This is a genomic window from Gordonibacter sp. RACS_AR49 (genome assembly GCF_030418435.1).
Classification (GTDB): domain Bacteria; phylum Actinomycetota; class Coriobacteriia; order Coriobacteriales; family Eggerthellaceae; genus Gordonibacter; species Gordonibacter urolithinfaciens.
Map to the genome: position 1 here is coordinate 533,064 of NZ_JAIUDM010000002.1, position 24,667 is coordinate 557,730.

The 24,667-nt window shown below is 64.0% G+C and carries 22 protein-coding genes; 15 read left to right on the top strand and 7 right to left on the bottom strand.

Annotated elements, in window-relative coordinates:
* The first annotated feature begins 15 nt into the window (after positions 1-15).
* The 7 genes from LB310_RS06920 to LB310_RS06950 all read left to right on the top strand — a co-directional run bounded on the left by LB310_RS06920 (position 16) and on the right by LB310_RS06950 (position 7,935).
* Positions 16-423 (top strand): GntR family transcriptional regulator, encoded by a 408-nt coding sequence (locus LB310_RS06920; RefSeq protein ID WP_157004892.1) that lies wholly within the window; start codon positions 16-18, stop codon positions 421-423.
* Positions 407-1,393: an SPFH domain-containing protein gene (locus tag LB310_RS06925; RefSeq protein WP_278806653.1), complete on the top strand. Its 987-nt coding sequence runs from the start codon at positions 407-409 to the stop codon at positions 1,391-1,393. Before LB310_RS06920 ends, LB310_RS06925 begins: the two co-directional genes overlap by 17 nt.
* Before the next feature lie 258 nt (positions 1,394-1,651).
* Complete coding sequence (locus LB310_RS06930) at positions 1,652-2,425, top strand: DmsC/YnfH family molybdoenzyme membrane anchor subunit (RefSeq protein WP_143412776.1); 774 nt, start codon at positions 1,652-1,654, stop codon at positions 2,423-2,425.
* Positions 2,426-2,446: 21 nt separating this feature from the next.
* Positions 2,447-5,059: a molybdopterin-dependent oxidoreductase gene (locus tag LB310_RS06935; RefSeq protein ID WP_278806658.1), complete on the top strand. Its 2,613-nt coding sequence runs from the start codon at positions 2,447-2,449 to the stop codon at positions 5,057-5,059.
* A gap of 24 nt (positions 5,060-5,083) precedes the next feature.
* Positions 5,084-5,662, top strand: a complete 579-nt coding sequence (locus tag LB310_RS06940; protein ID WP_278806661.1) for a 4Fe-4S dicluster domain-containing protein — start codon at positions 5,084-5,086, stop codon at positions 5,660-5,662.
* Positions 5,663-5,769: 107 nt separating this feature from the next.
* Positions 5,770-6,543, top strand: coding sequence for a molecular chaperone (locus LB310_RS06945; RefSeq protein ID WP_278806663.1), 774 nt, complete (start codon positions 5,770-5,772; stop codon positions 6,541-6,543).
* Positions 6,544-6,624: 81 nt separating this feature from the next.
* The gene (locus LB310_RS06950; protein WP_278806665.1) at positions 6,625-7,935 is read left to right on the top strand and encodes a radical SAM protein; all 1,311 of its coding nucleotides are present in this window, start codon (positions 6,625-6,627) and stop codon (positions 7,933-7,935) included.
* Here LB310_RS06950 and LB310_RS06955 read toward each other — a convergent pair.
* On the bottom strand, positions 7,925-9,430 hold the full coding sequence (locus LB310_RS06955; protein WP_087191949.1) for a basic amino acid/polyamine antiporter: 1,506 nt from the start codon (positions 9,428-9,430) through the stop codon (positions 7,925-7,927). The genes LB310_RS06950 and LB310_RS06955 overlap by 11 nt on opposite strands.
* A 111-nt stretch (positions 9,431-9,541) precedes the next feature.
* Entirely contained in the window at positions 9,542-10,498 is a 957-nt protein-coding gene (hdcA, locus tag LB310_RS06960) for a histidine decarboxylase, pyruvoyl type (protein WP_096227179.1), read from the bottom strand.
* Positions 10,499-10,760: 262 nt separating this feature from the next.
* On the opposite strand from hdcA, the gene LB310_RS06965 reads away from it, so the two are divergent.
* Together LB310_RS06965 and LB310_RS06970 are read left to right on the top strand one after the other, a co-directional pair.
* A complete protein-coding gene (locus LB310_RS06965) occupies positions 10,761-11,318 on the top strand; it encodes a TetR/AcrR family transcriptional regulator (protein ID WP_278806667.1) in 558 nt (185 codons plus the stop codon).
* A 150-nt stretch (positions 11,319-11,468) separates the two neighbouring features.
* Positions 11,469-12,224, top strand: a complete 756-nt coding sequence (locus LB310_RS06970; RefSeq protein WP_278806669.1) for a 4Fe-4S dicluster domain-containing protein — start codon at positions 11,469-11,471, stop codon at positions 12,222-12,224.
* A gap of 36 nt (positions 12,225-12,260) precedes the next feature.
* On the opposite strand, the gene LB310_RS06975 is transcribed toward LB310_RS06970, so the two are convergent.
* The 3 genes from LB310_RS06975 to LB310_RS06985 all read right to left on the bottom strand — a co-directional run bounded on the left by LB310_RS06975 (position 12,261) and on the right by LB310_RS06985 (position 15,414).
* On the bottom strand, positions 12,261-12,503 hold the full coding sequence (locus LB310_RS06975; protein WP_157004888.1) for a type II toxin-antitoxin system RelE/ParE family toxin: 243 nt from the start codon (positions 12,501-12,503) through the stop codon (positions 12,261-12,263).
* 320 nt (positions 12,504-12,823) lie between these two features.
* Entirely contained in the window at positions 12,824-13,159 is a 336-nt protein-coding gene (locus tag LB310_RS06980) for a 4Fe-4S dicluster domain-containing protein (protein WP_114566578.1), read from the bottom strand.
* A 2-nt stretch (positions 13,160-13,161) separates the two neighbouring features.
* On the bottom strand, positions 13,162-15,414 hold the full coding sequence (locus LB310_RS06985) for a molybdopterin-dependent oxidoreductase (RefSeq protein ID WP_301154756.1): 2,253 nt from the start codon (positions 15,412-15,414) through the stop codon (positions 13,162-13,164).
* A gap of 199 nt (positions 15,415-15,613) precedes the next feature.
* Between LB310_RS06985 and LB310_RS06990 the strand changes: the two genes are divergently transcribed.
* Positions 15,614-17,218, top strand: a complete 1,605-nt coding sequence (locus LB310_RS06990; RefSeq protein WP_301154757.1) for a CdaR family transcriptional regulator — start codon at positions 15,614-15,616, stop codon at positions 17,216-17,218.
* Positions 17,219-17,265: 47 nt separating this feature from the next.
* Here LB310_RS06990 and LB310_RS06995 read toward each other — a convergent pair whose 3' ends face one another.
* Together LB310_RS06995 and LB310_RS07000 are read right to left on the bottom strand one after the other, a co-directional pair.
* Complete coding sequence (locus LB310_RS06995) at positions 17,266-17,586, bottom strand: type II toxin-antitoxin system RelE/ParE family toxin (RefSeq protein ID WP_087191537.1); 321 nt, start codon at positions 17,584-17,586, stop codon at positions 17,266-17,268.
* A 2-nt stretch (positions 17,587-17,588) separates the two neighbouring features.
* On the bottom strand, positions 17,589-17,879 hold the full coding sequence (locus LB310_RS07000) for a type II toxin-antitoxin system prevent-host-death family antitoxin (protein ID WP_087191538.1): 291 nt from the start codon (positions 17,877-17,879) through the stop codon (positions 17,589-17,591).
* Positions 17,880-18,056: 177 nt separating this feature from the next.
* Here LB310_RS07000 and LB310_RS07005 point away from each other — a divergent pair, with 177 nt between their 5' ends.
* The 5 genes from LB310_RS07005 to LB310_RS07025 all read left to right on the top strand — a co-directional run bounded on the left by LB310_RS07005 (position 18,057) and on the right by LB310_RS07025 (position 24,647).
* Positions 18,057-18,830 (top strand): MerR family transcriptional regulator, encoded by a 774-nt coding sequence (locus tag LB310_RS07005; protein WP_087191539.1) that lies wholly within the window; start codon positions 18,057-18,059, stop codon positions 18,828-18,830.
* Positions 18,831-18,890: 60 nt separating this feature from the next.
* A complete protein-coding gene (locus LB310_RS07010; RefSeq protein ID WP_238386040.1) occupies positions 18,891-20,345 on the top strand; it encodes a hypothetical protein in 1,455 nt (484 codons plus the stop codon).
* A 491-nt stretch (positions 20,346-20,836) separates the two neighbouring features.
* Complete coding sequence (locus LB310_RS07015; protein WP_157004884.1) at positions 20,837-21,709, top strand: DnaJ domain-containing protein; 873 nt, start codon at positions 20,837-20,839, stop codon at positions 21,707-21,709.
* 65 nt (positions 21,710-21,774) lie between these two features.
* The gene (locus LB310_RS07020) at positions 21,775-23,499 is read left to right on the top strand and encodes a lysylphosphatidylglycerol synthase transmembrane domain-containing protein (RefSeq protein ID WP_301154758.1); all 1,725 of its coding nucleotides are present in this window, start codon (positions 21,775-21,777) and stop codon (positions 23,497-23,499) included.
* Positions 23,496-24,647, top strand: a complete 1,152-nt coding sequence (locus tag LB310_RS07025) for an ATP-grasp domain-containing protein (protein ID WP_087191542.1) — start codon at positions 23,496-23,498, stop codon at positions 24,645-24,647. The genes LB310_RS07020 and LB310_RS07025 overlap by 4 nt, the downstream gene beginning before the upstream one ends.
* Positions 24,648-24,667: the final 20 nt, after the last annotated feature.

Consider the following 24,667-nt stretch of genomic DNA (forward strand, 5'->3'; position numbering starts at 1 on the left):
GAAACGACGGGACCGATGGCAACGAAGGACATACCTCCCTTTACCTTGAGCGACCAGAGCGACCTGCCGCTGTGGGTGCAGCTGCGCGACCGCATGGCGTACCTCATAAACTCGGGGTTCTACCAGCCGGGCGAGAAGCTGCCTACCGTGCGCAAGTACGCCGCCGACCTGCACATAGCCTACAACACGGTGAGCAAGGCCTACATGGGCCTGGAGCGCGACGGCTACGTGACCACGGTGCGCGGCAGCGGCGTGTTCGTCAGCGACCCGGGCACGTTCCCCCGTGAGGGTGGCCAGGCGGACCTGCTGGTCGAGGAGTTCGTGAAAAGCTGCCTTGAAGAGGGGATGACCTACGACGACATTCCCAAGCTCGTGTCGAAGCACATACGGAAGATGAAGAGGGACCATGAAGAGAAGCAATAAAGAGCGTATCGCGCGGGACGAGCGGGACTCCTACCGCCGTTCGGAGATGGAGTTCGGCGTCGCCGCCGACGCCTATCGTTCCGATCCCAGCAGGAAGGCCACGCGCAACGGGGCCGTGATGGTGACGGTGGTGCTCGCGCTGGCCGCCTTCCTTGCGGTGCTGACGCTGTGGTACGTGGTTGCGGGCGGCTTGAGCCTTGTCGGCATCGCCGTCGCGCTCGTCGTGGGGCTCGGGGTGCTGTCGTCGGTCCACGTGTGCCTCGAATGGGAGCGCGCGGTGATCATGCGCCTGGGCCGGTTCAACCGCTTGGCGGGCCCCGGCATATTCTTCAGCATCCCGCTCATCGAGTTCAGCACGCTGCGCGTGGACCAGCGCACGACGGCCACCCCTTTCGGGGCCGAGGAGGCGCTGACCAGCGATCTGGTGCCGCTCGACGTGGATGCCGTGCTGTTCTGGATGATATGGGACCCCGAGAAGGCCTGCATGGAGGTGGAGGACTGCCGCTTCGCCGTGGCGCTGACTGCGCAGACGGCGCTGCGCGACGCCATCGGCCGCGCGTCGGTGTCCAACGTGGTGATGAGGCGCCACCAGCTGGACCAGGAGCTGCAGGAAGCGGTGGAGGCGAAGGTCACCGACTGGGGCATCGCGGTGCTGTCGGTGGAGATCCGCGACATCATCATCCCGAAGGAGCTGCAAGGGGTCATGTCCCTGGAGGCCCAGGCCGAATGCCGCAAGAACGCGCGCATCACGCTCATGGAGGCCGAGCGCGATGTGTCCGCTATCCTGCAGGAGGTCGCTGAAACCTACTCCCATGACGAGATAGCGCTCTCGCTGCGCAAGATCCACCTGGTGTACGAGGGCATGCAGGACAACGAGGGCACCGTCGTGGTGCCGAGCGCCTACAGCGAGGGCTTCACGCTCGATCCGAACAAGGACGCCCCGAAGGCTAAAGGAAACCCCGCAACTTAGTTATACCTAAAATAGTATAAAGACAGTAAAAATTGTCGTGCGACACTCTTGATTGTCGCACGACAATTTTCCATAATAGGCGACAGAGGGATCGGCCGATTTCCTGCAAACACGCATCCGAGCGATCGCTGCGCCCACGCCCCCTTCCCAGGAGGCGGTGCGCCCGAGAGGCTTGGGCGAGGCGCGTGCCATCGTGGCGCGCGCCGCAAAAAGAGGCGCCTGCAGAGGGCGGGCGTTATGGGAAGAGGAGGCTTGAGCATGGGGCTTGAATCTTTGTATTTGTTCACTATGCTGGGAGGCTTGGCCGCCGGCGCGTACGCGTTCGACGCCGGCCTGCGCCGCACGCGCGAAGGCAGCCGTCCATGGCTGGTTCCCCTGGTCGTCGTGGCGCTGTTCGCCGTGGGCATGGTTGCGGCCACCACGCACGTGCACAGCATTCCGCGTGCTGTAGAATCGGTGTTCGGCGGTACGGTCAACTTCGGGTCCGGCATGATCCAGGAAGTCGCCGTTGCCGGGTGCTTCTTCGTGCTGGCGGCCATCGACCTGGTGGTGACGCTCGTCCGCAAGAGCAGCCCCTACGCGCTGCGCGTGGTGGGCGCTATCGCGGGCGTGATCTGCATGGTTATGATGGGCGTGGCCTACATCGACATCTATGGCAACCCCGTGTGGTGCAACGCCCCGGCGACCATCCTCACGTTCGTTGCCGGCGACCTGGCCATGGGCTTGGCGCTGTTCGCCGTGCTGGCTTCTGCGGACTACGCGGGCAAGCTGCTGCGCTTGGCGGCCTTCATCGTGAACGCCGTGCTGGCCGTGGGGCTCGTTCTGGAGGCTGTCGCTTTCTCGGGCGAGGGCTTCAGCCCGATCAGCCAGATCGCGGGACTCGTTATCGCGCCGGTCGTCTCCGTCGCGCTCGTGGCGCTGTCGTCGAAGATCAAGAACAAGAAGGCGCTTGCGATTGCCGTCTGCGTTGCCTCGATCGTCGGCGTCGCCATCGCACGCTACGCGTTTTACGCAACCTGCACGGTGGCATAGGGAAGCAAAGGGGGATTCATCGTGAGCATTCAATCCAAGAACATTTCTCGTCGCGGCTTTCTCGGGGCGTCGGCGGCGGTGGCGGCGAGCGCTGCCCTGTTGTCGGCCACGGGCTGCTCCGCGGAGGCGAGCCTCGACGCCGCCGATAAGCACGAGCTGCCCGTCGACCCGGCCGAGGGCGGCGAGTGGGTGGCGGCCGCATGTTGGCACAACTGCGGCGGACGCTGCATGAACAAGGTCATGGTCAAGGACGGTGCCGTCGTGCGCCAGAAGACCGACGACACGCACGAGGACTCGCCGGACTACCCGCAGCAGCGCGGCTGCGTGCGCGGCAAGGCCCAGCAGCAGCAGTGCTTCGGCGCCGACCGCGTTCTCTATCCGCTCAAGCGAAAGGGTTGGAAGCCGGGCGGCGGAGAGAATTCAAACGGACAGATGCGCGGTAAGGACGAGTGGGAGCGTATCAGCTGGGACGAGGCCATTGACCTGGCATGCCAGGAGATCAAGCGGATCAGCGACGAGTACGGCCCGACTGGCTTCTACTGCAAGTCTCCGGATGCCAGTATCAACGTCATGTGCGGATGCGTGCGCGGTTGGGACACCACTTCGCACGGAACTTATACGCTGGGATGCGACATGATCGGCCTTCCGCCGACTGATTGCGGCAAGGCGAACGACCGCTTTGACTTGAAAAATGCTGACTACATCATCCTGTATTCGTCGAATCCTACGTGGTCGGCAGCCGGCACGCCAACTTATTACTTCATTCAGGCCAAGGAGGCAGGTGTGAAGTTCGTGACCGTCGACCCGCTGTACAATGCAACGGCGCAGACGCTCGACGCCGACTGGGTTCCGGTGCGAAACGGCACCGACATGTCCTTCATGCTTGCCGTGGCTTACGAGATGCTGCGCCTCGACAAAGAAGAAGGCGATATCGTAGACTGGGATTTCATCCACAAGTACACGGTAGGCTTTGACGCAGAGAGCATGCCTGCAGATGCAAAACTCAACGAGAACCTTATGGACTATCTGCTGGGTGTCTACGACGGGATTCCGAAAACGCCCGAGTGGGCCGAGCCCTTCTGTGGCGTTCCGCCCGAGCAGGTGACGGAGTTCGCGCGCATCCTAGGCAAAAACAACAAGACCATGCTTTTGCACAACTACGGAATGGTGCGCTGCAACGGATCCGAAATGATCCCCCAGATGCTCATGACGCTGGGCGCGATGGGCGGCCACATGGGCAAGTCGGGACACGCTTGCGGAGGCAACTACCATGCCAATGCGGGCAACTACGGGCCCAATCTGGTGACCGCAGGGAGCGCTAAGACTCCCAAAACGAAGAATCCCTGTTCCACGGGCGTGCGCCAGCCGCAGCTCTATGATATTATTCTCAACGGTGGTGGAACTTTCTACGACGTGTCCAATTCTTACGGGAGCTTCCACGAGCCTATTCCGACGACGCTCGGTCCCATTAAGGGCATCTTCCATGTGACCGATGCGACGCTGCAGACTTCGCTGCATCAGAAAGCGGGTATCGAAGCCCATCGTGCTGTGGACTTCGTGCTTACGCGCGCCCAGTTCATGACGACGAACGCCCTCTATTCGGACATCATTCTGCCCGTCACGACCGAGTGGGAGCGCGTTGGTTCGGTGACGTCGTGCAACCGTGAGTTCGTGTATTGCTATTCGCAGGTGACCGAGCCGCTTGGCGAGGCGAAGACCGACCAGGAGATCGGCACGCTGCTGCTCGAGGGTATGGGAATGGATCCGAAGCTTGCCTACAATACCTCGGAAAAGCAGCAGTTCTTCGAGCAGATTTCCGGTTGCAAGGTCATGGGCGACGACGGCAAGATGGGACCGCTCGTCACCATCACTGATTCCGATATCTCGGAATGGGGGGTGACTGGAGTTCCCCAGAAGGGCGTGATCTCGCTTGCTGATTTCATCAAGAACGGCGGTTACCAGTTTGAGCGCAAGCCCGATGATGGGCACGGTTTTATCGGCTACGAGGATTTCGTGTCCGATCCTGTTGCCAATCCGCTCTCGAGCGCGAGCGGCAAGCTCGAGATCTACTGCCAAGCTCGCTACGACCTTATGGCGTCGTTCGAATACGATGGCATTGAGCAGTTTAAGCCGTATCCCACTTACGTCGTTCCGTGCGTTGGGTACGAATCTACGTTCAAGGACGAGCAGGTGGGCGGCGAAAAGGGCGAGTATCCTTATCTTATGTACAACCCTCACTATCTGCGACGTTCCCATACCGTCTTCGACAACTGCCCGTGGCTGCGTGAGGCATGGCCGAACCCGGTGTTCCTAAGTCGCCAAGATGCTGAAGAGAAGGGTATCGGAGAAGGGGACACGGTTCTCATCAGCACTCCGGCGGGGAAAGGCTTGCGCAAAGCGGCGGTCATGGACATCCTTATGCCGGGAATCGTCGGTGTGCCGCACGGTGCATGGGTCGATGTCGACGAGGAAACGGGTATTGATCGCGCCGGTTCCGATAACTACTTGATCGGCGCTGAATATGGTGGCATGGGCGTGTCGGGCTACAACAACCAGATATGCAACATCGAGAAGTACGACGAAGGGCAACTGGTACCCGATTGCGAACTGCCGCCTCGTTGGAGCAAGAACTAGGGCTGAGGATAAGGAGGTTGGATCATGAGCGTTGGATTCTATTTGGACCAGAACCGCTGCACGGGTTGCCGTGCGTGCCAGGTTGCGTGCAAGGATAAGAATCGCCTGGAAGTGGGATTGCTATATCGGGAAGCGCATACGTATTCTGTCGGGGAGTTCCCGAAGTCGAAGGCGTACAGCTACTCGTTCGGCTGCAACCACTGCGAGGAGGCCATCTGCCTGAAGAACTGCCCGACGGGGGCCATCTACAAGGCGCCCGACGGAACGGTCGTGCAGGACCAGAGCAAGTGCATCGGGTGCCGCATGTGCGTCATGTCGTGCCCGTACGGCCAGCCGAAGTACTTCCCGGACGAGGGCGTTTCCGGCAAGTGCGACGGCTGCTACGGCCTGCGCGAGGCCGGCGGCGAGCCGGCGTGCGTGGCGGGATGCCCCAACCGCGCGCTCAAGTTCGGCGAAATGGACGAGCTGCGCGCCGAGTTCGGCCCCGACTTGAACGAGGGCGGCATCGCCGTTCTGCCGTCTCCGGACGAGACGCACCCGAATATCCTCATCAAGGCGAAGGACTGTGCCTTTGACGAGGGATACCGGGAGCTTACCTGGTAACCTACCCCTTTCTTGCCGCGTCGCAGACCCCCTCCCTGCGGCGCGGCAACCTTTTTGCCGGTGCAGCCGCCGACCCGCCCGGCTGCTACGAGAGACGGGAGACCGTTATGCCGAACGAGGAGCGCGAGAGCGTGCTAGCGATGGGGCTGGCCCGTCGCACGTACCTGTACCACCTGTTCCACGTGGTGTTCGGAAGCCGCCCGACCGGCGAGGGCGTCGCGAAGGCGTTCGGCGGCGAGACGCCGGCCATGCTCGGCTCTGTGGGCGATGCGTTGGCCGGGGACGGCTTCGCGGACCTGGCGGGGCGGACGCTCGGCTCGTCCGGACGCAGCCTTGCCGCGTGCGCCGAAGATGCCCGTGCCTGGGCCGAGCGGGCGCAGGGCGAAGCGGGCGACCCGGAGCGCGCCGAGGCCCTTGCCGCGCGCCTGCGCGTCTCCTACGACCGGCTGTTCCAGGTGCCCGGCGAGCATTACGTGCACCCGTGGGAATCCCCGTATGCGGGCAAGGAGTCCGTGGTGTTCCAGGAGAGCACGCTCGACGTCCGGTCGTTCTACCATGCGGCAGGCTTCAAGCTGCGAGCGGAGAGGCGATTCCCCGACGACCACATCGCTGCTATGATGGACTACCAGGGCGCCTTGAGCCAGCGCGCGTACGAGGCGTTCGCCGACGGCCGCGACGGCGAGGCGGTCCGGACGCTCGCGACGCAGCGGCAATTTGCTGATCGGCACCTGCTGAACTGGGTCGACCAGTTCGCAACCAAGGTCATCGAGAACGATGCCCAGGGGTGCTACGGCGCGCTCGCGGGCGGCATGGCCGCATTCGTTGCGCTCGACCGCGCGATGGCCGAGCAGGTCGAGACGGAGCTGGCCGGCTCGGAATAGGCGGGTCCGATCGAGCCGGTCGGGCACGATGCGCCGGCCGCCCGCGCCGCCGAAGGGCAGACGTTTCTACAGGAGGGCACCGTGGATCTTCAGGGCTATAGGCAGGCGTTCGACGAGGCCGAGCACGATTTCGAGGCCGCGGTAGAGGAATACGGCCTGCCGTTCGAGCGCGAGGAGACCTCACCGCGCGAGGCGCGCAAGCGCACGGCGGCAGAGTGCGGGTGCCGCTGCGAGAACGGCGCCTCGTCGCTGTGGAGCAACTGGATATCGCCCGCGTGCCTGGCCTGCCGCACCGGCGACGAGACGGCCACGTTCTTCGTCGACCTGCGGTGCGTGAAGAAGTGCTACTTCTGCTTCAACCCGAACCAGGACCACTACGAGCATTTCCTCTCCCATGAGCGCGATATCGTGGCCGAGCTCGAGCAGGCGCACGCCATGGGCGCGCGGTTCCGCTGCCTGGCCATCACGGGCGGCGAGCCGCTGCTGCATCCCGAGCAGGTGAACGCCTTCCTCCAGCGAGCCGCCCAGCTCTACCCGGACGCCCACACGCGCCTGTACACGTGCGGCGACCTGCTTGACGAGCGCGGCTTGCAGGAGCTTGCCGAGAGCGGCCTGGACGAGATCCGCTTCAGCATCAAGCCGCCCGATGCGGGTGACGGCCAGGACCGCGTGTACGAGCTCATGGAACAGGCGGTGGGCACGATCCCGAGCGTGGTGGTGGAGGTGCCCGTGATACCGGGCTCGCTCGGGCAGATGAAGGACCTGCTGGTGCGGTCGGACGCCCTCGGCATCAGCGGGGTCAACCTGCTGGAGTTCTGCTTCCCGCTGCACAACGCCGCAGAGTTCGCGAAACGCGGCTTCCAGCTGCGCAAACACCCCTTCAAGTACCTTTATAACTACTGGTACGGCGGCGGCGTGCCAGTTGCGGGCAGCGAGGCCGAGGCCTTGGAGCTGCTGGCGTTCGCCGAGCGCGAGGGCCTGCAGCTGGGAATCCATTACTGCAGCTCGGACAACAAGAACACCGGCCAGATATACCAGCAGAACAAGGCGTTCTTCGCGGACCCGGCACTGCGGGACGCGCACCCGTGGATGCGTGCGGACGAGGAAGACCGGTTCCTGAAGTGCGCGAAGGCCTTCGGAGATGATGTGCGCCGGGCGAGGGAGTGGGCCGAGGGCGCCGGCGTGGTTTGCGGCTACGACCCGGACGTGCCGAGCCTCGCACTTGCGGACGACGACGCCGCGGCGCTGGAGGAGGCCTGCCCGTCCATCGTCCTGGCCGAGAGCGTGAACGTGGTGGAGTTGCGCGAGCCGGACGACGCCTCCGGGTCGGGACGCGTCGGCGCGCGCCCCGACCTCTACCTGAGGGAGGTGGCCGTCGAGCCTAGAGCTTGACGTGCCCGAACGTGACGATGGAGTAGATGAGCCCGGCGATGCCGAGTGCCACCACCACGGCCACGATGACCTTGTCCGAGGTCTTGGCGAACAGCTTCGCCTTGGGGTCGTGCTGGCGCACGCCCACGATGTAGAGCGGCAGGCCGACGGCGTACACGATGCACGCCACCATGAGGTAGTTCAGCCCGGCGGCGTAGATGAGCCACAGGCCGTAGAGCGAGCCGGCCGCGCCGGTGAACACCGCCATGTTCCGGCTGGCGAAGATGCCCTTCGGGTATTCTTTCTTGATGGCGATCTTAAACAGGAAGAGCGTGCAGAACAGGTAGCACGGCAGCGCCATGACGCTGGTGATGCTGATCATGGTGGTCCAGGCGTTGCTGCCGATGAAGAACGAGATAACGAGCACGATCTGCACGATGATGGTGGTCCACAGCAGCGCGGTGGAGGGCGAGCCCTTCTTGTTCTCCTTCACGAACGCCTTGGGGAAGATTCCGCTCTTCGAGGCGGCCAGCGGCATCTCGCCCAGCATGAGCATCCACACGAGCCAGGAGCTCAGCACCGACACGATGACGCCGGCGTTCACCAGGATCTCGCCCCATTTCCCGAACTTGTCCAGCATGATGGCGGCCATGGAAGGGTCGGCCATGTTGCCGACGTCGGCCTGCGAGTACACGCCGAGCGGCAGCAGGGACACGATGATGTAGAGCGCGAGCGTGACCAGAAAGCCGATGGTCGTGGCCTTGCGCACGGCGGCCTGCGACTTCGCCTTGCCGGACACCACGACGGCGCCCTCGATGCCCAAGAACAGCCACAGCGTGACGAGCATGGTGGCCTGCACCTGCGGCATGACGTTATCCCAGCTGAACGTCAGGTCGATGGTGCCCTTCATGCCCCAGAAGCCCTCCATGAACACCGAGAACTTGAACACGGTGGCCACCGCGATGATGAAGATGGCCACGGGCAGCAGCTTGCCGATGGTGCCGATGATGTTCAGGAAGCTCGTGGACTTCGCGCCCTGCAGGGCCAGCAGGTACATGATCCACGTGATGATGGAGCCGCCGATGATGGACGGGATGTTGTTGCCGCCCGAGAAGTCGGGCACGAAGTAGTTGAGCGTGGCCATGACCAGCACCGAGTACGCCACGAGGGCGAAGCAGTTGCAGATCCAGTAGCCGTAGGCCACGAAGAAGCCGATGAGCTTGCCGAAGCCCTTCTCGGCGTACGTGTACAGGCCGTTCGTGAGCTCCGGGCGCGCGGCCGAGAGGATACGGAACGTGTTCGCGATGAACCAGATGCCGATGCCCGTGACCACCCAGGCGATGATGATGGCTCCAGCGGAGGCGTCCGCCGCCATGTTCTGGGGGAGGTTGTAGATGCCTCCGCCGATCATGGCGCTGATGACGATGCCGACGAGGCCGATCAGCCCTACCTTCTTCGAGCTGTCGGATGCCTTGGCGGCGCTTCCGCTGGAACCGGTCGAGGTATTGTCTGCCATGATTCCAGTCCTTGTCATGTGAGGCGCGCCCGCTGGGAGGCGGGCGCGCGGCGATCTTCGTTGCGGCGGGGGCAACGGGCGCCCGCCGTCATGCGATAGGGGAGCTCCGCGCTACTTCGCGAGGTTCGTGAGCGACTCGAAGTCCATTTCCTTTAGCCAGTCGGAGAGGTTGAGGTCGTTCAGCGAGGTGAAGCCCGTGGTGGGCACGGCGTTGCGGGCCAGCGTGACGTAGGGGCCTACGGTGATGGCGTTGCCGATCTCGCCCGGCTTCATCATGCGGTGCGCGAATCCCACGTACGTGCGGTCGAACAGCACGTTGGAGTCGCGGCCGCACTCCACCACGGACCAGACGATTTCCTTGCGGTGCTGCTCGAGGAAGGCCATCATGTCGTCCTCGTTGTCGTTTTCGGTCCATACGCCGGCGTCCTCGATGAACAGGTCGGCAGAGAAGTCGCGGTCGGCGGACAGCGAGATGGCGATGAACGACCAGATGCCGTACGCCTCGCCGGCCTTGAGCGGGCGGTCCTCCTTCGGGCGGTAGGCGGTGACGCCCTTGTTGGCGCAGATGGTGTGCGCGCCGGGGATGGGATGGTAGCGGCGGTTGTTCTCGGTGCCGAACAGCTCGACGCCGGCGTTCAGCAGCGGGGCGGCGTCGAACACCTTGAGCTCGGAGCCGTCGAACTGCTTCTCGGTGAACAGCGGCTGGCTCTTGCCCGATGTGATGTCGTCGTGGCGGGCCAGGTCGTAGCCCCACACCTGACCGGCCATGCCGCAGAACGAGGAAGCCGTGAGCATGTTGATCTGGCCGATGTAGGCATCGGCTGTCTCCGCCTTGTCGTAGGTGACGATGGTGTCGATGAGCGCGTCGTTGGTCTTCTCCACCGTGCCGGCCGACACCTTCAGCACGGACACGTAGCCGTTGCCGTAGGCGCCCGGCATGCCGTAGCCGTCGCAGTAATCGTCGTAGGGGCTGATAGCCGTCTTGTCGATGTGCGGCGCGCGCATGCTCGCGTGGTAGTTCGCCTCGCGGGCGATGGTGCGGTTGCGACGTTCCTCGATGTTCTTCAAAACAGGTCTCCTTTCGCAGGTGTTCGATTCAGCGCCGATTGTAGGGCCCGAGCCTCGCGTTTGATTTCGCATAACGGTTCCGAAAGGGAGCCGTGCCTTTCCCGATGGCGGATCGTTGGGGAGGTGAAACGAGGGCGTTTCCAAAGGGGCCCCGTCCCCCCCCCCGATGGTCGTCCCGCCCCGCCTCTTCCCTTGACCGGCGGGCGCGGGGGTGATATATTACAACTGTCATATAACATATGTTATGTTAAAGGGGGCGGCCATGCCGGAGCAGCGGGTGGGCAGGGAGCAGGTGCTTGACGCGGCGCTTGCCGTCGTGCGCGAGCAGGGCGAGGCGGCGCTGAGCGCACGGTCGGTGGCGCAGCGGGCGAGGTGCTCGGTGCAGCCGATCTACAGCCTGTTCGGCGACATGGGGGAGCTGGTGCGGCAGTTGTACGACCACGCCCGGGCGTGGGTTGCGGCATACAACCGCGAGCATGAGCACGAGGGGTGCAACGCCTTCGAGTCCAACGGCCTTTCGCACCTGCGGCTCGCGCGCGAGGAGCGGCCGCTGTTCCACTTCCTGTACCTGTCGCCCCATATGGAGGCGACGGGCTTCACGGACGTGTACGAGAGCGTCGCCATCGACGGCGTGCAGGCGTGCATCGAGGAGCTGGGGCATCTGTCGCCCGACGCGGCGCGCGAGCTGTACCTCGACATGATCGTCTTCGTGCACGGCATGGCGGCGATGCTGGCCACGGGCGCGCAGTTCTCCGACGAGGAGCTGCACGCGCGCATGGATCGTGCGTTCAAGGGGTTCGTCGCGCTGGTGCGCGCGTGAGGGGCCGGATGCCAAGCAGCCTCGCATGAGGTGCTTGGACATCGAGAAAGGATGTCACGGCTTCCTTTTCCCCGTAAAGCAGGACGCGGCTGCGGCCTGCTGGGGAAGCCGCCACGACCGGGCGATCGAAAAACGTAGAAAGGCTTTCCAATGAGGGAGACGATCTTGCGGGGGCAGAAGCGCCAACGGATACGGCGGCTGATGCTGCTCGCAACGTTCTTGCTGTTCCCCATAATAATCTTTTACTTCTCGCCAGTGCTCATCATCGAAGGGGCGCTCTCGGGCGTCGTGTCGGCCAGCATGCTCGTGTTCGGCCTGCAGTTCTTGACGGCCATCGTGCTGCGCCGCGCATGGTGCGGATGGCTGTGCGCGGCGGGCGGGTTGCAGGAGCTTGCGGCCACCGCCGTGGGCAAGCCGTCGAGGCCTGCCTGGCTCAAGCGCGTGAAGTACGTCATCTGGGTGCCGTGGGTGCTCTCCATCGTCGCGTGCGCCTGGGTGGCGGGCGGCTTCACGGTGGTGGACCCGCTGTACGGCATCCCGGGCGGCGTGTCGATGAACAACCCGCTGGGCCTGCCCATCTACTTCGGCATCGTGGCGCTGTTCTTCGTCCCCAACCTCGTTCTGGGACGACGCGCCATGTGCCACGGCATCTGCTGGATGGCGCCGTTCATGGTGTTGGGCGAGAAGCTGGGGAGCGTTCTGCGCGTCCCGCAGCTGCACGTGAGCGCCGAGGCCGACCGCTGCATCGGCTGCGGGAAGTGCGACCGCGCCTGCCCGATGAGCCTGCCGGTGGAGCGCCTCCTGCACGCGGGGACGATCGAGGACGCCGAGTGCATCCAGTGCGCGGCGTGCGCCGACGCCTGCCCGAAGGGCGTGCTGAACCTACGGATAGGCCGCGTGCGGTGAGCGGGTGGGCAATGCCGCATCACGCGTCGCGCAGCGCTATTCCGGCAGATCGACAAGGGCGTAGGTGTCGATGTTCTGTCGCTGGTGCAGAATGCGGTACACGGCGAGCGCCGTGTCGTCGAAACGGTAGCAAATGATGTAAGGGCTGACGCTGATGGCCCGGCATTCGACTGCATGAATCGCATTCGGACACAGGCGCTCTTTTATGTCGGGGAATAGGCGATTGCGCAGGGAATTGTCTGTTGAAAAGAATCGAAGCGAGAACGATGCTTCATGCAAGCAGGCCGCATCAAAAACGATGCGGCCTGCTTCGGATCATGCGGCGTCTAGGCGGTCGACGTCTTCAACGCACTGGATGCTCCCGGGATGCCGGGCGCGCCAGGGGCTGCAGGCGCTCCCGGGGCGCCGGGTGCTTTGGGAGCGCCAGGGGCGCCCGGGGCACCGGGAGCTGCGGAAGCGGGAAGCTCGGATCCGCAGCTTTCGCACGTATCGTTCTTGGACGGGTTGAGCGACCCGCAGGACGGGCATTTCTTCTTCACATCGAGCGATGATGGCCTGAAGCACATATCGTCGGTCCTCCTTTTTCTTCTCGCGCCCTTCTAGACGAAGGAGCAAAGCAGTTGCTTGGGGTGATCGGACAGTTTCTTCGAGAGCTCCTCGATGGTTCCGAACTCGAGGCACTTGGCTTGGCAGTGATGCACGCAGGAGGGAACCTTGCCCTTCTTTCGGCGCAACAGGCACATGGTGCACTGGTCGGTGAACGCCGGAGCGTAGGAGAGCAGCCATTTGTCGGGAGCGATCTCCCAAGGGCCTATCTCGTTCACCTTGATACCGAACTGACCTGCGGGAAGGCCGTTTTCCATCTGGCAGGCAACTTCGCAGGAGTGGCAGCCTGTGCACCATGCGGGATCGATCAGAATGCCGTATTCAGCCATGGTTACTCACCTTCCTTGACTTTGTAGATCTTGCAGATGTTCGTCTTGTAGTTTGCGCCGAACCCGGTCTTTCCGAATTCGCCCCACGGGAGCAGCTTGTTGATGGCAACGTCGTACAGATCGAAAAGATCCTCGGGGTCTTTTTCAGGCAGCCACCAGCCGTGATCGCATGCGACGATGCGCGTGCCCAGGATGGGCGTCTTCTTCACGCGTCGCTTGGCGCGTCCCAGGTGATTCTCGACCCATACCCAGTCGCCCTCGTCGACGCCGTAGCGCTCGCAAAGTTCGGGGTGAACCTGTATGGTCGGGTCGGGCGTGTAGGAGCGGTTGCGCTCGATCATGCGATGCTCGGAATGGAAGGAGTTGAACACGCGGGCGCCCGTGGTAAGAACCAGCGGATACTCTTCCATCAGGTCAGGCGTCGAACCCGGTCCGGGCGAGGGCTCCTCGAAGTACGGCAGCGGATCGTACCCCATCGACTCGCAGATGGTCGAGTAGAGCTCGAGTCTGCCGGTCGGGGTGGGGAAGCCCAGCTGCCCGTCCTCGCGAAGCAGGCCCTTCTCGTGGCGGTGGTACTCTAGGGGAAGGAAGATGGGAGCGACTTCCTTGAGCTCGGAGAAGGTGAATCCCGTGGGCTTCAAAAGCTCGTCGTACACTTCCTCCAGCGTTTCCCAGGGCCAGGCTTCAGGTGCGAGCCTTTTGCCAAGAAGCAGGTTGATTTCCATGTCGGACTTGCTTTCGCCGACCGGTTTGCAGGCCTGGCAGATTACCTCGCCGCGCTGGATGCCGTCGCCCAAGCGAATGCTGTCGTGCTCGGGGAACGTGTTGGCGGGAAGGAACACGTCGGCCAGCGCCATCGCCGTCGGCGTCATGAACAGGTCGACGGAGACGTTGATGTCCAGCTTCTCGAACGCCTTATGAGTACGCTCCGGATCGGCGGCGATGCATGCCAGGATGTTGGTCTGCTGCAGCCAGGAACCGTGAATCTCGTACGGTTCGCCGCTTTCCATCGTTTCGATGAGCTCGTCGGCTTGCGACATCTGGAATCCTGCTTGGAGGATGGGGTAGTTGCCCAGGCCGATGCGCTTGGCTTTTTGCTCGTCGCTGATAAGCTCTCCGCCCCAGCCGGATGCGTAGCTGAGGATGGATATCGTGGGGATGATGCCGCCCGGTACGTCGATGTTGCCCGTGACCATGAAAATGGAGGCGATAGCCTGGCTTGCGGGCAGGGATTCCTTGGTCATGTCGACCGCGAGGCCCCACTGCAAAGATGCTGTTTTCGCCTTGCCGATCATGCGTGCGGCTTCGATGATGTTCTCTTCGGGAACCCACGTGATCTCGGCTACGCGGCTGACGGGGTATTCGGCGGCGCGTGCCTTGAGCTCATCGAATCCGTAGCACCACTTGTCGACGAAGTCGTTGTCGCAGAGGTCTTCTTCGAAGAGGATATTGAGGATGCCCAAGGCGAGAGCGGCGTCGGTTCCGGGGCGGATTCGAAGGTGCTGAGCCGAATTGCACGAGAGCCAGGTGACTTTGGGGTCGATGTCGATGATCTTGGTGCCGCGCTTCATCATGTCGACCACCCAGTGCCCGTACCAACCTTCGTTGTTGGCGACCAAGGGGTAGTTGCCCCAGACCACGAGGACTTCGGGGACCTCGTATGCGGGGTTGTCGTAGCGGTCGGTCCATCCCTGGGATGCATCGGCTACCATGTACGTCCCCGTGGTCAGGGCCATACCGGCGATGCGCGGAAGGAAGCAGGCCAGGCCCGAGAGGATGCACGTGTAGTTCGGAGAACCGTAAGACCAGGCCAGGCGCGTGATTGCGGGGCCGATGTCGCGTCCGGTGCCCTGTGCGAAGATTACGCTTTCGGCGCCGTACTTCTCTTTTATGTCAAGGAACTTGTCGGCTACGTAGTCGAGGGCTTCCTCCCAAGACACGCGTCGCCAGGTGTCCTTGCCGCGGTCCTTCGGATCTCGCATCATGGGGTAGGTGATGCGCTTTTCATGGTACGTCACTTCCTGGATGTTCAGGCAGCGCATGCACAGGCGCCCTTGGTTGAACGGGTTTTCCGGATCGCCTTCGCACTTGACCAGTTTTCCGTCTTGATCGGTGTGCAGGAGCACGCCGCAGCCAAGGTGGCATCCCGGGCCGGACCACGCACTTCCCCTTGTGACGGTAAGACCGTCTTCCTCGTACCTCCAGGGTTTTTCGTAGTCTACGAACTTGAGATCTGACTTCGCGAACTTCGTCATAACGCACCCTCCTCCTTTTCAGTGTGTAGGACTATCAGACGCATTATTTGTGCATTTTATACAGCTATATTGGTGAGTGACAATTGATAAAGTGTTGGTATCTGCGGTACTTATTCATATATTATGTACATATAAAATTAAGAGCGGGGGAACGATCGTTCTTGCGGGAAGCGGCCAAGATGACAGGGGACAAGCCGGTATGAAGCTGAATCTTTATTTCGTGCAGGAGGACTTACCTGAATTGCGGTTCGAGGGCACCCCCGTCGACCCCCCGACGGTGGCGCGATGTCGCATCGCCCAGTTCGTGGATGAGCTTCCGGGGCATCTTGACGAAGGGGTCATGTACGTTGTGAGCGCATCGACGCTGGCCTTGCATCCTCCCAAGTCCACGAAGGCTTCTTTTCTGTGTCTGGGATCCGCGCCGAAAGCGTGGAAAGATGCTGCGCTGAACCTGCTGCATTCCGAAGCGGACGTTGAACCCGTCGACGTAATGAACGCGGTGATTCGCCTGTTCGATCGTTACCGCGCGTGGGAAGAGGATCTTCACGCCCTTGTCGACCAGCACATGCCCATAGATATGCTAGGCGCGCGCTCTGTGGGCATCTTTGGAAATCCCGTCATAGCGCAGGACGTTTCCTACCGCCCCTTTTTCTACGCGCTGCCTTCCCCGGGGGAGGAAACGGAGGCTTTTCGAATCTACCGCGAAGAGGTATACGGGCAGCATGTTGGGGAAGGCGGTCTTTCCGTTCCGAGGAAAACCGCTATGGCGTTCAATCAGAACTCCGATTTCGCCAAGCTGGAAAACGCCGAAGACCCTGTTTTGTTTACCGGCGATACCTGGAGCAAGCTGTCGGTTCACTCGCTGTCTTTTCGTAGCCTTCTTTACAATTGCCGCGTGAACGGGACTTTGCTTGCCCGCGTGATCGTCGACGACATAGTGCGGCCCTTCCGTAAAAAGGACTACGTGCTGGTGAAGGTGCTTGGTGATTGCTTGACGAGAGGGCTGCAAACCGCGGGCATCGGCGATGCCGGGCAGAGCACTCGTTTCGTGCGGATTTGCCAGAGCCTGCTTTCGGGGGAAACCGTGTCGGATGGCCGGATTGCTGCAGTTATGGAAAAGCTGGGGTGGCACGACAGCGACAGGTTTTTCTGCATTGTGCTTAGGGAGCGGAAGCTCGATCGCAAATTCAGCGCTATTGCACGGGTGGCCATAGCCGTTACCGCTCACGATGATTCTCGCCAGCATTGCTTCTTCGACGGAAGGGCCCTAATCGTGTGCGACCTTAGCGCGGGTGCGCATACGCGCGACGAGGTGATAGCCGACGTGTTGCGCAACGTGCGGGATCTTGGCACTATCGTCTCTTTCAGTTCGTCGTTTTTCGGATTTGGAAACCTTGCGCACTTCTATCGGCAGGCTCTTGTTGTAGAGCGGGTGGGGCGTATCGAGGATGTTTCATCGGAGGCGTATCGATTCGAGGACTATGTCGTCGATTACCTTATCGCTCGATGCGAAGAGGGATCGACGGTTGACGCTATCGTTCCGGATGGCGTGCAGAAGCTTATCGAGCTCGACAAAGAGCGGGGCACGCGCGATGCTCATCTGCTCAAAACGTTTTTGGACAACGATCGCAACATAGCGAAAACCGTTCGAGAGTTCTATATCCATCGCAACACGCTGCTGTATCGTCTCGAGAAGATAAAGGAGACCCTTGGCTCCGATTTGGACGATCCTGACGTTCGCTTGTCAGTTCAGATTGCGTTGCGGGCGCTGCGCGTTTCGGCGGATGCGCCTTATGGGGAATGAGGCGTTGCTCCGACTTCTTTGTAGCGGTACTCGCGCTGCGGACGGATTCATTCCGGCAGATCGATGAGGGAATGCGTGTCGATGTTCTGTCGCTGGTGCAGAACGCGGTACACGGCGAGCGTCATATCGTCGAAACGGTAGTACACGGTATAGGGGTTCGCGTGCACGGTGCGGTACCCCTTGGCGTCCAGGCCTTCCATGCGGAAGCGGCCGCCAGCGTGGGGCAGGGCGCGCGCACGTTCGACGGCCGCATCGATGCGCTGGACGGCTGCGAGCTCGGCAGGGAGGTTGCCGCATTCGACCCCCAGGTAGATGGCGATGGACTCGCGGTCGAGATAGGCGCGGGGCCTCCAGGCGAGGTCGAGCATGGCTAGCTCGCGCTCGGCTGGTAGTCGAGCCCCCAGAGGGCGAAGATCTCGCGCATCTTCGCGTCAGACTCCGCGGCCGGCACGACCCCGGGACGGTAGCGCTTCTCGATCTCGGCCTCGCGCAGGGCCAGGTAGACGCGGTTGCGGCGCTCGGCCGTCTCGTAGGCGGCGCTGTCCATGAGCACGTAGGACGCCGTGCCGTTCTTCGTGAGCACGACCGGCTCCTGGGTGGCGGTCGCCTGCGTACACACGTCGTTGAGCTGCGTGCTCAGGTCGGTGATGGGCCTGATGATGGGAAGCGGTGCGGCGAGGGCGGGCTAATGCTCCTTTCGTCATGCTTAATTCAGTACATAATACCATCTACAATAAAGTATTTGAAAAGACGGGAAAACGTCATCTATTCTCGCTTGACTCTGACGTTGCGTGAGGGTGTAGGCTGTCGATGCGATCGCGAAAGGAAGGAGGCGCCCATGGAGCGCGAGCGGGCGGAATGCGGCTACACGGTGCACGAGCTGGCGGCGTTGTCGGGGTGCACGGTGCGCACGTTGCACCACTACGACGAGCTGGGGCTGGTGCGGGCCGGGCGCGCGGCGAACGGATACCGTCGCTACGGGCCCGCCGAGGTGGATCGGCTGCAGCAGGTGCTGCTGTACCGCGAGGCCGAGATGCCGCTGGCGGACATCAAGCGGCTGCTGGACGACCCGGCGTTCGACGCGCGCGATGCGCTGGTCGGGCATCTGCGCGAGCTGCACGCGCGCAAGGAGCGCCTCGACGGACTGATCGCGAGCGTGGAGAAGACGCTCGCCAGCCTGGAAGGAGATGGCCCGATGAAGGACGAGGAGAAGTTCGAGGCGTTCAAGCAAGGCCTCGTGGACGAGAACGAGAAGAAGTACGGCAAGGAGGTGCGCGAGCGCTGGGGCGACGATGCCGCCGACGCGAGCAACGCGAAGCTCATGGGCATGACCGAGGAGCAGTACCGCGCCACGCAGGAGCTGGAGCGGGAGATCAGGGACGTCCTCGTGGCGGCGATGGAGACGGGCGACCCGGCAAGCAAGGAAGCGCGCCATGCGGCCGATCTGCACCGTCAATGGCTGTGCGCTTTCTGGAAGGACGGCACGTACTCGAAGGCCGCGCACGCGGGCCTCGCCGAGATGTACGTGGCCGACGAGCGCTTCAAGGCCTACTACGAGGCATGGGCCCCTGGCGCCGCCGAGTTCCTCCGCGACGCCATCAAGGCTTTCTAAGGCAACCTGCGGCCCATTCGTTGCTTGTGCCTGCAGGCGGGCCATCCTACACTGCTGCCCATGAGCAGAATCGCAACGTCCATGAAGTCCGTGCTGCGCACCTCGGCGCGCCGTCTCGCCGCTTGGGTGCGCGCGCCGTTCGCCAGCCTGTACCGGGTTGCGGCGGCGGTCCTCGCCGCGGGGGCAGTGGGCCTCGCGCTGCCGCCCTGGGTCGGTTTGCTGCTGTTCGCCCCGGTGGCGGTGACCGTCGGGACGAAGGTCGCGCATGCCGTGCGCGCCATCGCCTCGCTGTGCTACGTGGGCGTGGCGGAGAACCGCGAGGGACACCCGACGCTCGACGTACGCCGCGATCTGCTGCAGCGCTCCCGGGTGCTCGGCACGGCCTCGCTCGCTGCGGGCGTGGCCGTGCTGCTCGCCGCGCGGGCAGCCCTGACCCTGTTCCCGAGCCTTGCCGAGGACGGCGTGCTCGCCCCCTACCTGGTGTTCACGGCGGTGCTGCTGGGCGGCTTCCTGCTGTTCTACACGCTGGCGCTGCGGTTCGACTCGTCGGTGCTGCGGGGCCTCACCAGCATCGCCGTCACGTTGCCGGTGTTCTTCATCGTGGTGGCGGTGGCCAGCATCCTGCTGTCGTGGGCCATGGGCGTGCTGGCGGGCTTCGGCGTGCCGGCCGAGGGCCTGCTGCAAGGCGGGTTCGCCTGGCTCTACGAGATGCAGCGCCTCCTGGGTGCGGCCGTCGGCTACTTCCTGCGGCAGGATACCCTCATCGTCGGCGTGTCCATCGTGGCAGCCGCGCTGCTGTTGCTGCTGTATACCTACTCGGTGCCGCTCTACTGGCTGCGCAGCGTGTCGCGCTGGCTCAAGGGCATCGGCGTGGCCGCGGCCGCATTCGGTGCGGCCGTCATCGTGTTCGCGGGCGTGTGGCTGGCCGACGTACAGCATCTGGCCGAGCAGGCGGCGGCGGGGCGTCTGGGCGCGGGGCTCGACGCCGGGGTGGCCAGCAGCCAGGCGCAGGCCGTCGCGCAATACCGCTCGGACGACCTCGTTGCGCTCATCAAGGCGTTCGTGTTGCCCTACACGGTGGGCGTGTTCGTGGCGAACGGCGTAGTGGCGTGGCGCAAGGGCCGCGCCAAGCAGGTGGCCGACGGCATCCTCGACGACTTCGCCGCCGCGGGCCACGTGGACGAGGCGGCGCTTCCCGAGCAGCGCAAGCGCTACCTCTACTGTGGCGGCAGCCCCACACTCTGGGACATCGCCCTGCGCTCCATCGGCCATGGCGTGCCCCTTCCGCACCCCTTCGCCCCGCGCAGGCTCACGCTCAAGGAACGCCTGACCGGCGTGCTGGAGGACCCGCCGTCCGAGAGGGCGCCCGACCCGCCGGCCGAGCAGCCGGCCGAGCAGCCGGCCTTGTCCGCTTCTGCCGGCTTGCCAGACGAAGTTGGCATGCGCATCGACCCCAAAACCGGTCATGCCGAGGGTCGCACCAAGAGGAATGAACCAAGACAGGCTCTGCAATAAGAGGGGAGGGAGGACAAGGGGCCAGGTCCTTGTCTCGTGCGTCGCGACGCCAGAGTTCGTCGGGGAATTCGTGGGCGTGGCGGCCCCTGCTGCTTCGCGCTTGGGCGCGGGCGAGCATCGCTGATGCGGCGAACCGATGGCTATTGTGCGTGCCAGAAGCGTCTGGATGCACAGTTTTTACCAGATTATTGCAGAAGGAGGAGTTCGAGGGGCGATTTGTATGCCTCGACGGCATCGCGGTGCCTTCATTGGTGGTGTTTTTCCTGATCGCAATAAGGCCGACGATGCAAAAGCCCCCGCAAGCGCTCCAAGCATGCAGAAAACTGGTAAAAACTGTGCAGAAAAGTCCGTGGGGGCCCGAACTTGAAGAACCTGCGCGGGCTGTTCGCTTCCGGCATGCCGGTGCCGTATGATGTGTTTCTTGTCTGACGGGACGGCAACGCGCCCGCCTCGCCTCGCGCCCCGCCGTTGCCGTTTTGTATAGTGGCTCCATGAAGAAATCCGAAGCGCTCAAAACCCTGGGGCTGGTCGACGGCGCCACCGACGACGAGGTCAAGCAGGCCCACCGCAAGCTGGTGATCGCGCATCACCCGGACAAGTTCGCCCTGGACTCGCCGGAGCGCGCCGAGGCCGAGGAGCTTACGAAGCGCATCAACGAAGCCCGCGACGTGCTGCTGAACCGTTCGTGGACCCCCGAGTTCGACCCCCGCCGCGACCCGCGTCCCTACGCGAACAACCCCTACGCGCACCCCGGACGCCCCGGATCGTCCGCCGCGCCGGGCGGAACGGCCGGCCAGGATCCGTTCGCCGGCTGGCCCTTCGCGGGAGGCCAGGGCTCGCCGTTCGGCCAGGGCCAAGGCACGGGCCCCGCACCCGGCCGCACCACCTATGTGTGGACGTCCTGGGATGGCACCCGCACGGCCGGCGGCGATCCTGGCGTCGGCGGCCCCTTCGACCCGTTCGACCCCTTCGCGCCCTTCCGCGCCGCCGAGCCGCGCAAGACCCCGCAGCAGGTGTTGGCCGAGGCCGTGCGCTCGCTGCGCAGCGAGGCGCTCGCCGTGGCGGGCAAGGCGGCCGTGCTCGCTGTGGCCGCGCTGCTGGGCTCGGTGGCCACCGGCCTGTTCTTCTACGTGATGATATCGCTCGTCTGGGGCCTGTGGAAGCGGCTGGGCAGCTGCCTCATCGGCTTCATCGTGCCCATCGCGCTTCTGGGCGCCCCCTTCGTGTTCCTCATCGCACCGCGCCAGGGCGCCGTGACCGTCGGCTTGGCCGTCTTCTTCCTCGCGGCCGTGCTGTTCGACGCTGTGAACCTGCGCAACGCCCTGCGTGCCTACCGCGCCGCCAAACGTGCCGCCCGGCCGTAGGGCCTCCCCTCCACGACCTCGTGCTATACTAGCCGCTTTAGGAAACGTTCGCGGGAAGGGTCCGGTTGAAGAAAGCGCTGCTGCTCGTTATCGGCATCGTCGCGGTGTGCTTCCTCATCGCGAACGCCGACTACCTGGCGAGCTTCCTCGCCATCCTCCAGACCGGCGCGCTCGTGCCGCTCGTGGTGGCGTGCGTGCTGATGCTGGCCCGCCACCTGGTGCAAGCGGCCTCCTACGACGCGGCGTTCGAGGCCGTCGGGCATAAAACCGGTTTCTGGCACAACGTCGTGCTCATCTTCTCGCTCGTGTTCATCAATACGTTCTGCCTGTTCTCGGGCGCGACGGGCGTGGCGTTCATCATCGACGATGCGCACCGGAGGGGCTGTGACGCCGGCCAGGCCACCTCGGGCGCCATCCTCTCGCAGATCGGCTACTTCGCCGCCATCCTCGTGATCTCGGTCATCGGTTTCGTCACCATGCTTGTGTCCGGCTCCATGAACACGCTCTTCCTCGTGGGGGGCCTTGCGCTTGCGGCCGTGCTGGCCGTGCTGTCCAGCATGTTCGTGGCGGGCTACCGCAAGCCGCGCATCCTGTTCCGGCTGTTTTTGGGCCTCGAGTCGCTCATCAACAAGCTGCTCGGCCTGCTGAAAAGGCACCTCAAGCCCGGTTGGGGCCGCAAGACGGCCGGCTCGTTCATCTCGTCGGCGTCCATCTTGGCGAAGAACCCGCAGGGCACGCTCGTCACCGTGGCCTATGCGTCGTTCTCGGCCATCCTCAACATGGCGTGCCTCGTGGCCATCGGCTACGCGTTCGGCTTCACCCACGTCACCGCACTCGTGGCGGCGTTCGCGGTGGCGGCCATCTCGGTGATACTGAGCCCCACGCCGCAAGGCGTCGGCGTGGTGGAGGCCGCCATCGCGGCCATCCTCACGGCCCATGGGTGCTCGCTCGCCACGGCCACGGCCATCGCGCTCGTGTACCGCGGCATCATGTTCTGGATGCCCTTCTGCATCGGCGCCGTGCTGCTGTCCCAGTCCGGCTTCTTCGCCGACAAGAAGAACCCCTCCGAGGAGCAGCGCGCGAAGGACCTCGCCTGGATATCCGGCACGCTCGTGCTGGTGGTGGGTCTGGTGAACCTGGGCCTGGCCCTCATCCCCAAGTCGTTCGAGCCGTTCACCGTGCTCACGGAGTGGGTGAACATCGGCGGCGTGCTCATCGGCCCGGCGCTCATCGCGGGAAGCGCGGTGCTCGTCGTGCTGGCGGTGGGCCTCATCCTGCGCTTTCGCACGGCGTGGGCGCTCACCATCGGCGCCCTCGTGCTGCTGGCCGGTGCCGAGTTCCTTTATGTGAACACGTGGCAGGTGGCCGTGGCTGCCGTCGTGCTGGTGGTGTGGCTGTTCTGGAAGCGCTCCGCGTTCGACCGGCCCGTGGTGCTGAAGGGCGACGCGGCGCGCATCGCCCGCGAGTTCGGCGATAACGTGGCCCGGTTCCGCCGTTGGCGCGCCGAGCGCCGCGCTCGCCGCGACGCCGCGGTCGGCGCGCCCGATACCGGATCGGACGACCTCGAAGAGCTTGTCGGCGCCCGAGCCGGTGCGCCGGCCGGCCCGGGGTCTCGCCTGCGCAACGCCGCGCCCGCCGGGCGCGGCGTGCGCGGCGCGAGGGCGGCCGAGCCGCCGCGCAAAACAAGTTGGGAACAGCAGGCCGAAAAGGGCGCGCTGCTCATGCGGCAGGTGGAGCAGGAGGGTATACTGGCAGACGAACCATCTGCGAAGGAGGAGCAACGCCCATGATAGTGCTCGACGAGCCGTACGTGTCCGACCCCCTGGTCGATTGGCTGGAGCAGTCGCAGCATCCCGTGCTGGACAACGATGTGGCCGCCGCGCTCGCCGCGGGGGGCCGCCGTCTCAACCTGGTGGGAGAGGACGAGGCCGCCCGCCGTATCGATGCGGGCGAGCGCGTGTACACGAACTCCGAGAACGCGCTGGCATGGATCGCGGACCATGCGGCCAACACGTCCCTCGCGCGTGCCATCGACCTGTTCAAGGACAAGGCGGCCATGCGGCGCGCGCTGGCCGGCCTCGATCCCGACCTGTTCTTCAAGACGTGCTCCATCGACGAGCTGTTCAAGTTGGATTTCTCCCGCCTGCCCGCTCCGTTCGTGCTCAAGCCCTCTGTGGGCTTCTGCAGCGTGGGCGTGTACGCCGTGGCAGACCGCGAGGACTGGGAGCGTGCGCTGGCCGATATCCAGAAGAACGCCGCGAGCTGGCACGACCTCTATCCCGAGAGTGTCATCGGCACGGGATCGTTCATCTTGGAGGGCTACATCGACGGCACGGAATACGCGCTCGACGCCTACTTCGACGAGCAGGGCCGCGCGCGCATCCTGAACGTGCTGCGCCACGACTTCGCCTCGGCCGAGGACACGTCCGACCGCATGTACGTGACGAGCGCCGCCATCGTGCGCGACAACGCCCCGGCGTTCGCCGCCTGGCTCGACCGGGTGAACGCGCTCGTGGGCGCCCGCAACTTCCCCGTGCACGTGGAGGTGCGCGTGGACGAGGGCCACGTGTGCCCCATCGAGTTCAACCCCCTGCGCTTCGCAGGCCTGGGAGGCACGGACGTCAGCTGGTATGCGTACGGCTACCGCACCTACGAGGCGTTCCTCGAGGGCGTCCAGCCCGACTTCGGCGCGGCGTTCGCCGGCAAGGAGGACAAGGTCTACTCCATGTCGCTGCTCAACGCGCCTGCCGGTGCGAAAGGCAACGAGCGCTTCGACTACGATGCGCTGCGCAGCCGCTTCTCGCACGTGCTCGAGCTGCGCCCGTTCGACGTGGGCCGCGTGGGCAACTACGGCTTCCTGTTCCTGGAAACGGATGCCGAGACGGCCGGCGAGCTCGATTTCCTTAAAAACACGGACTTGAAAGAGTTCCTCCGCTAGCGGCGGGGGCGTTATGGGAC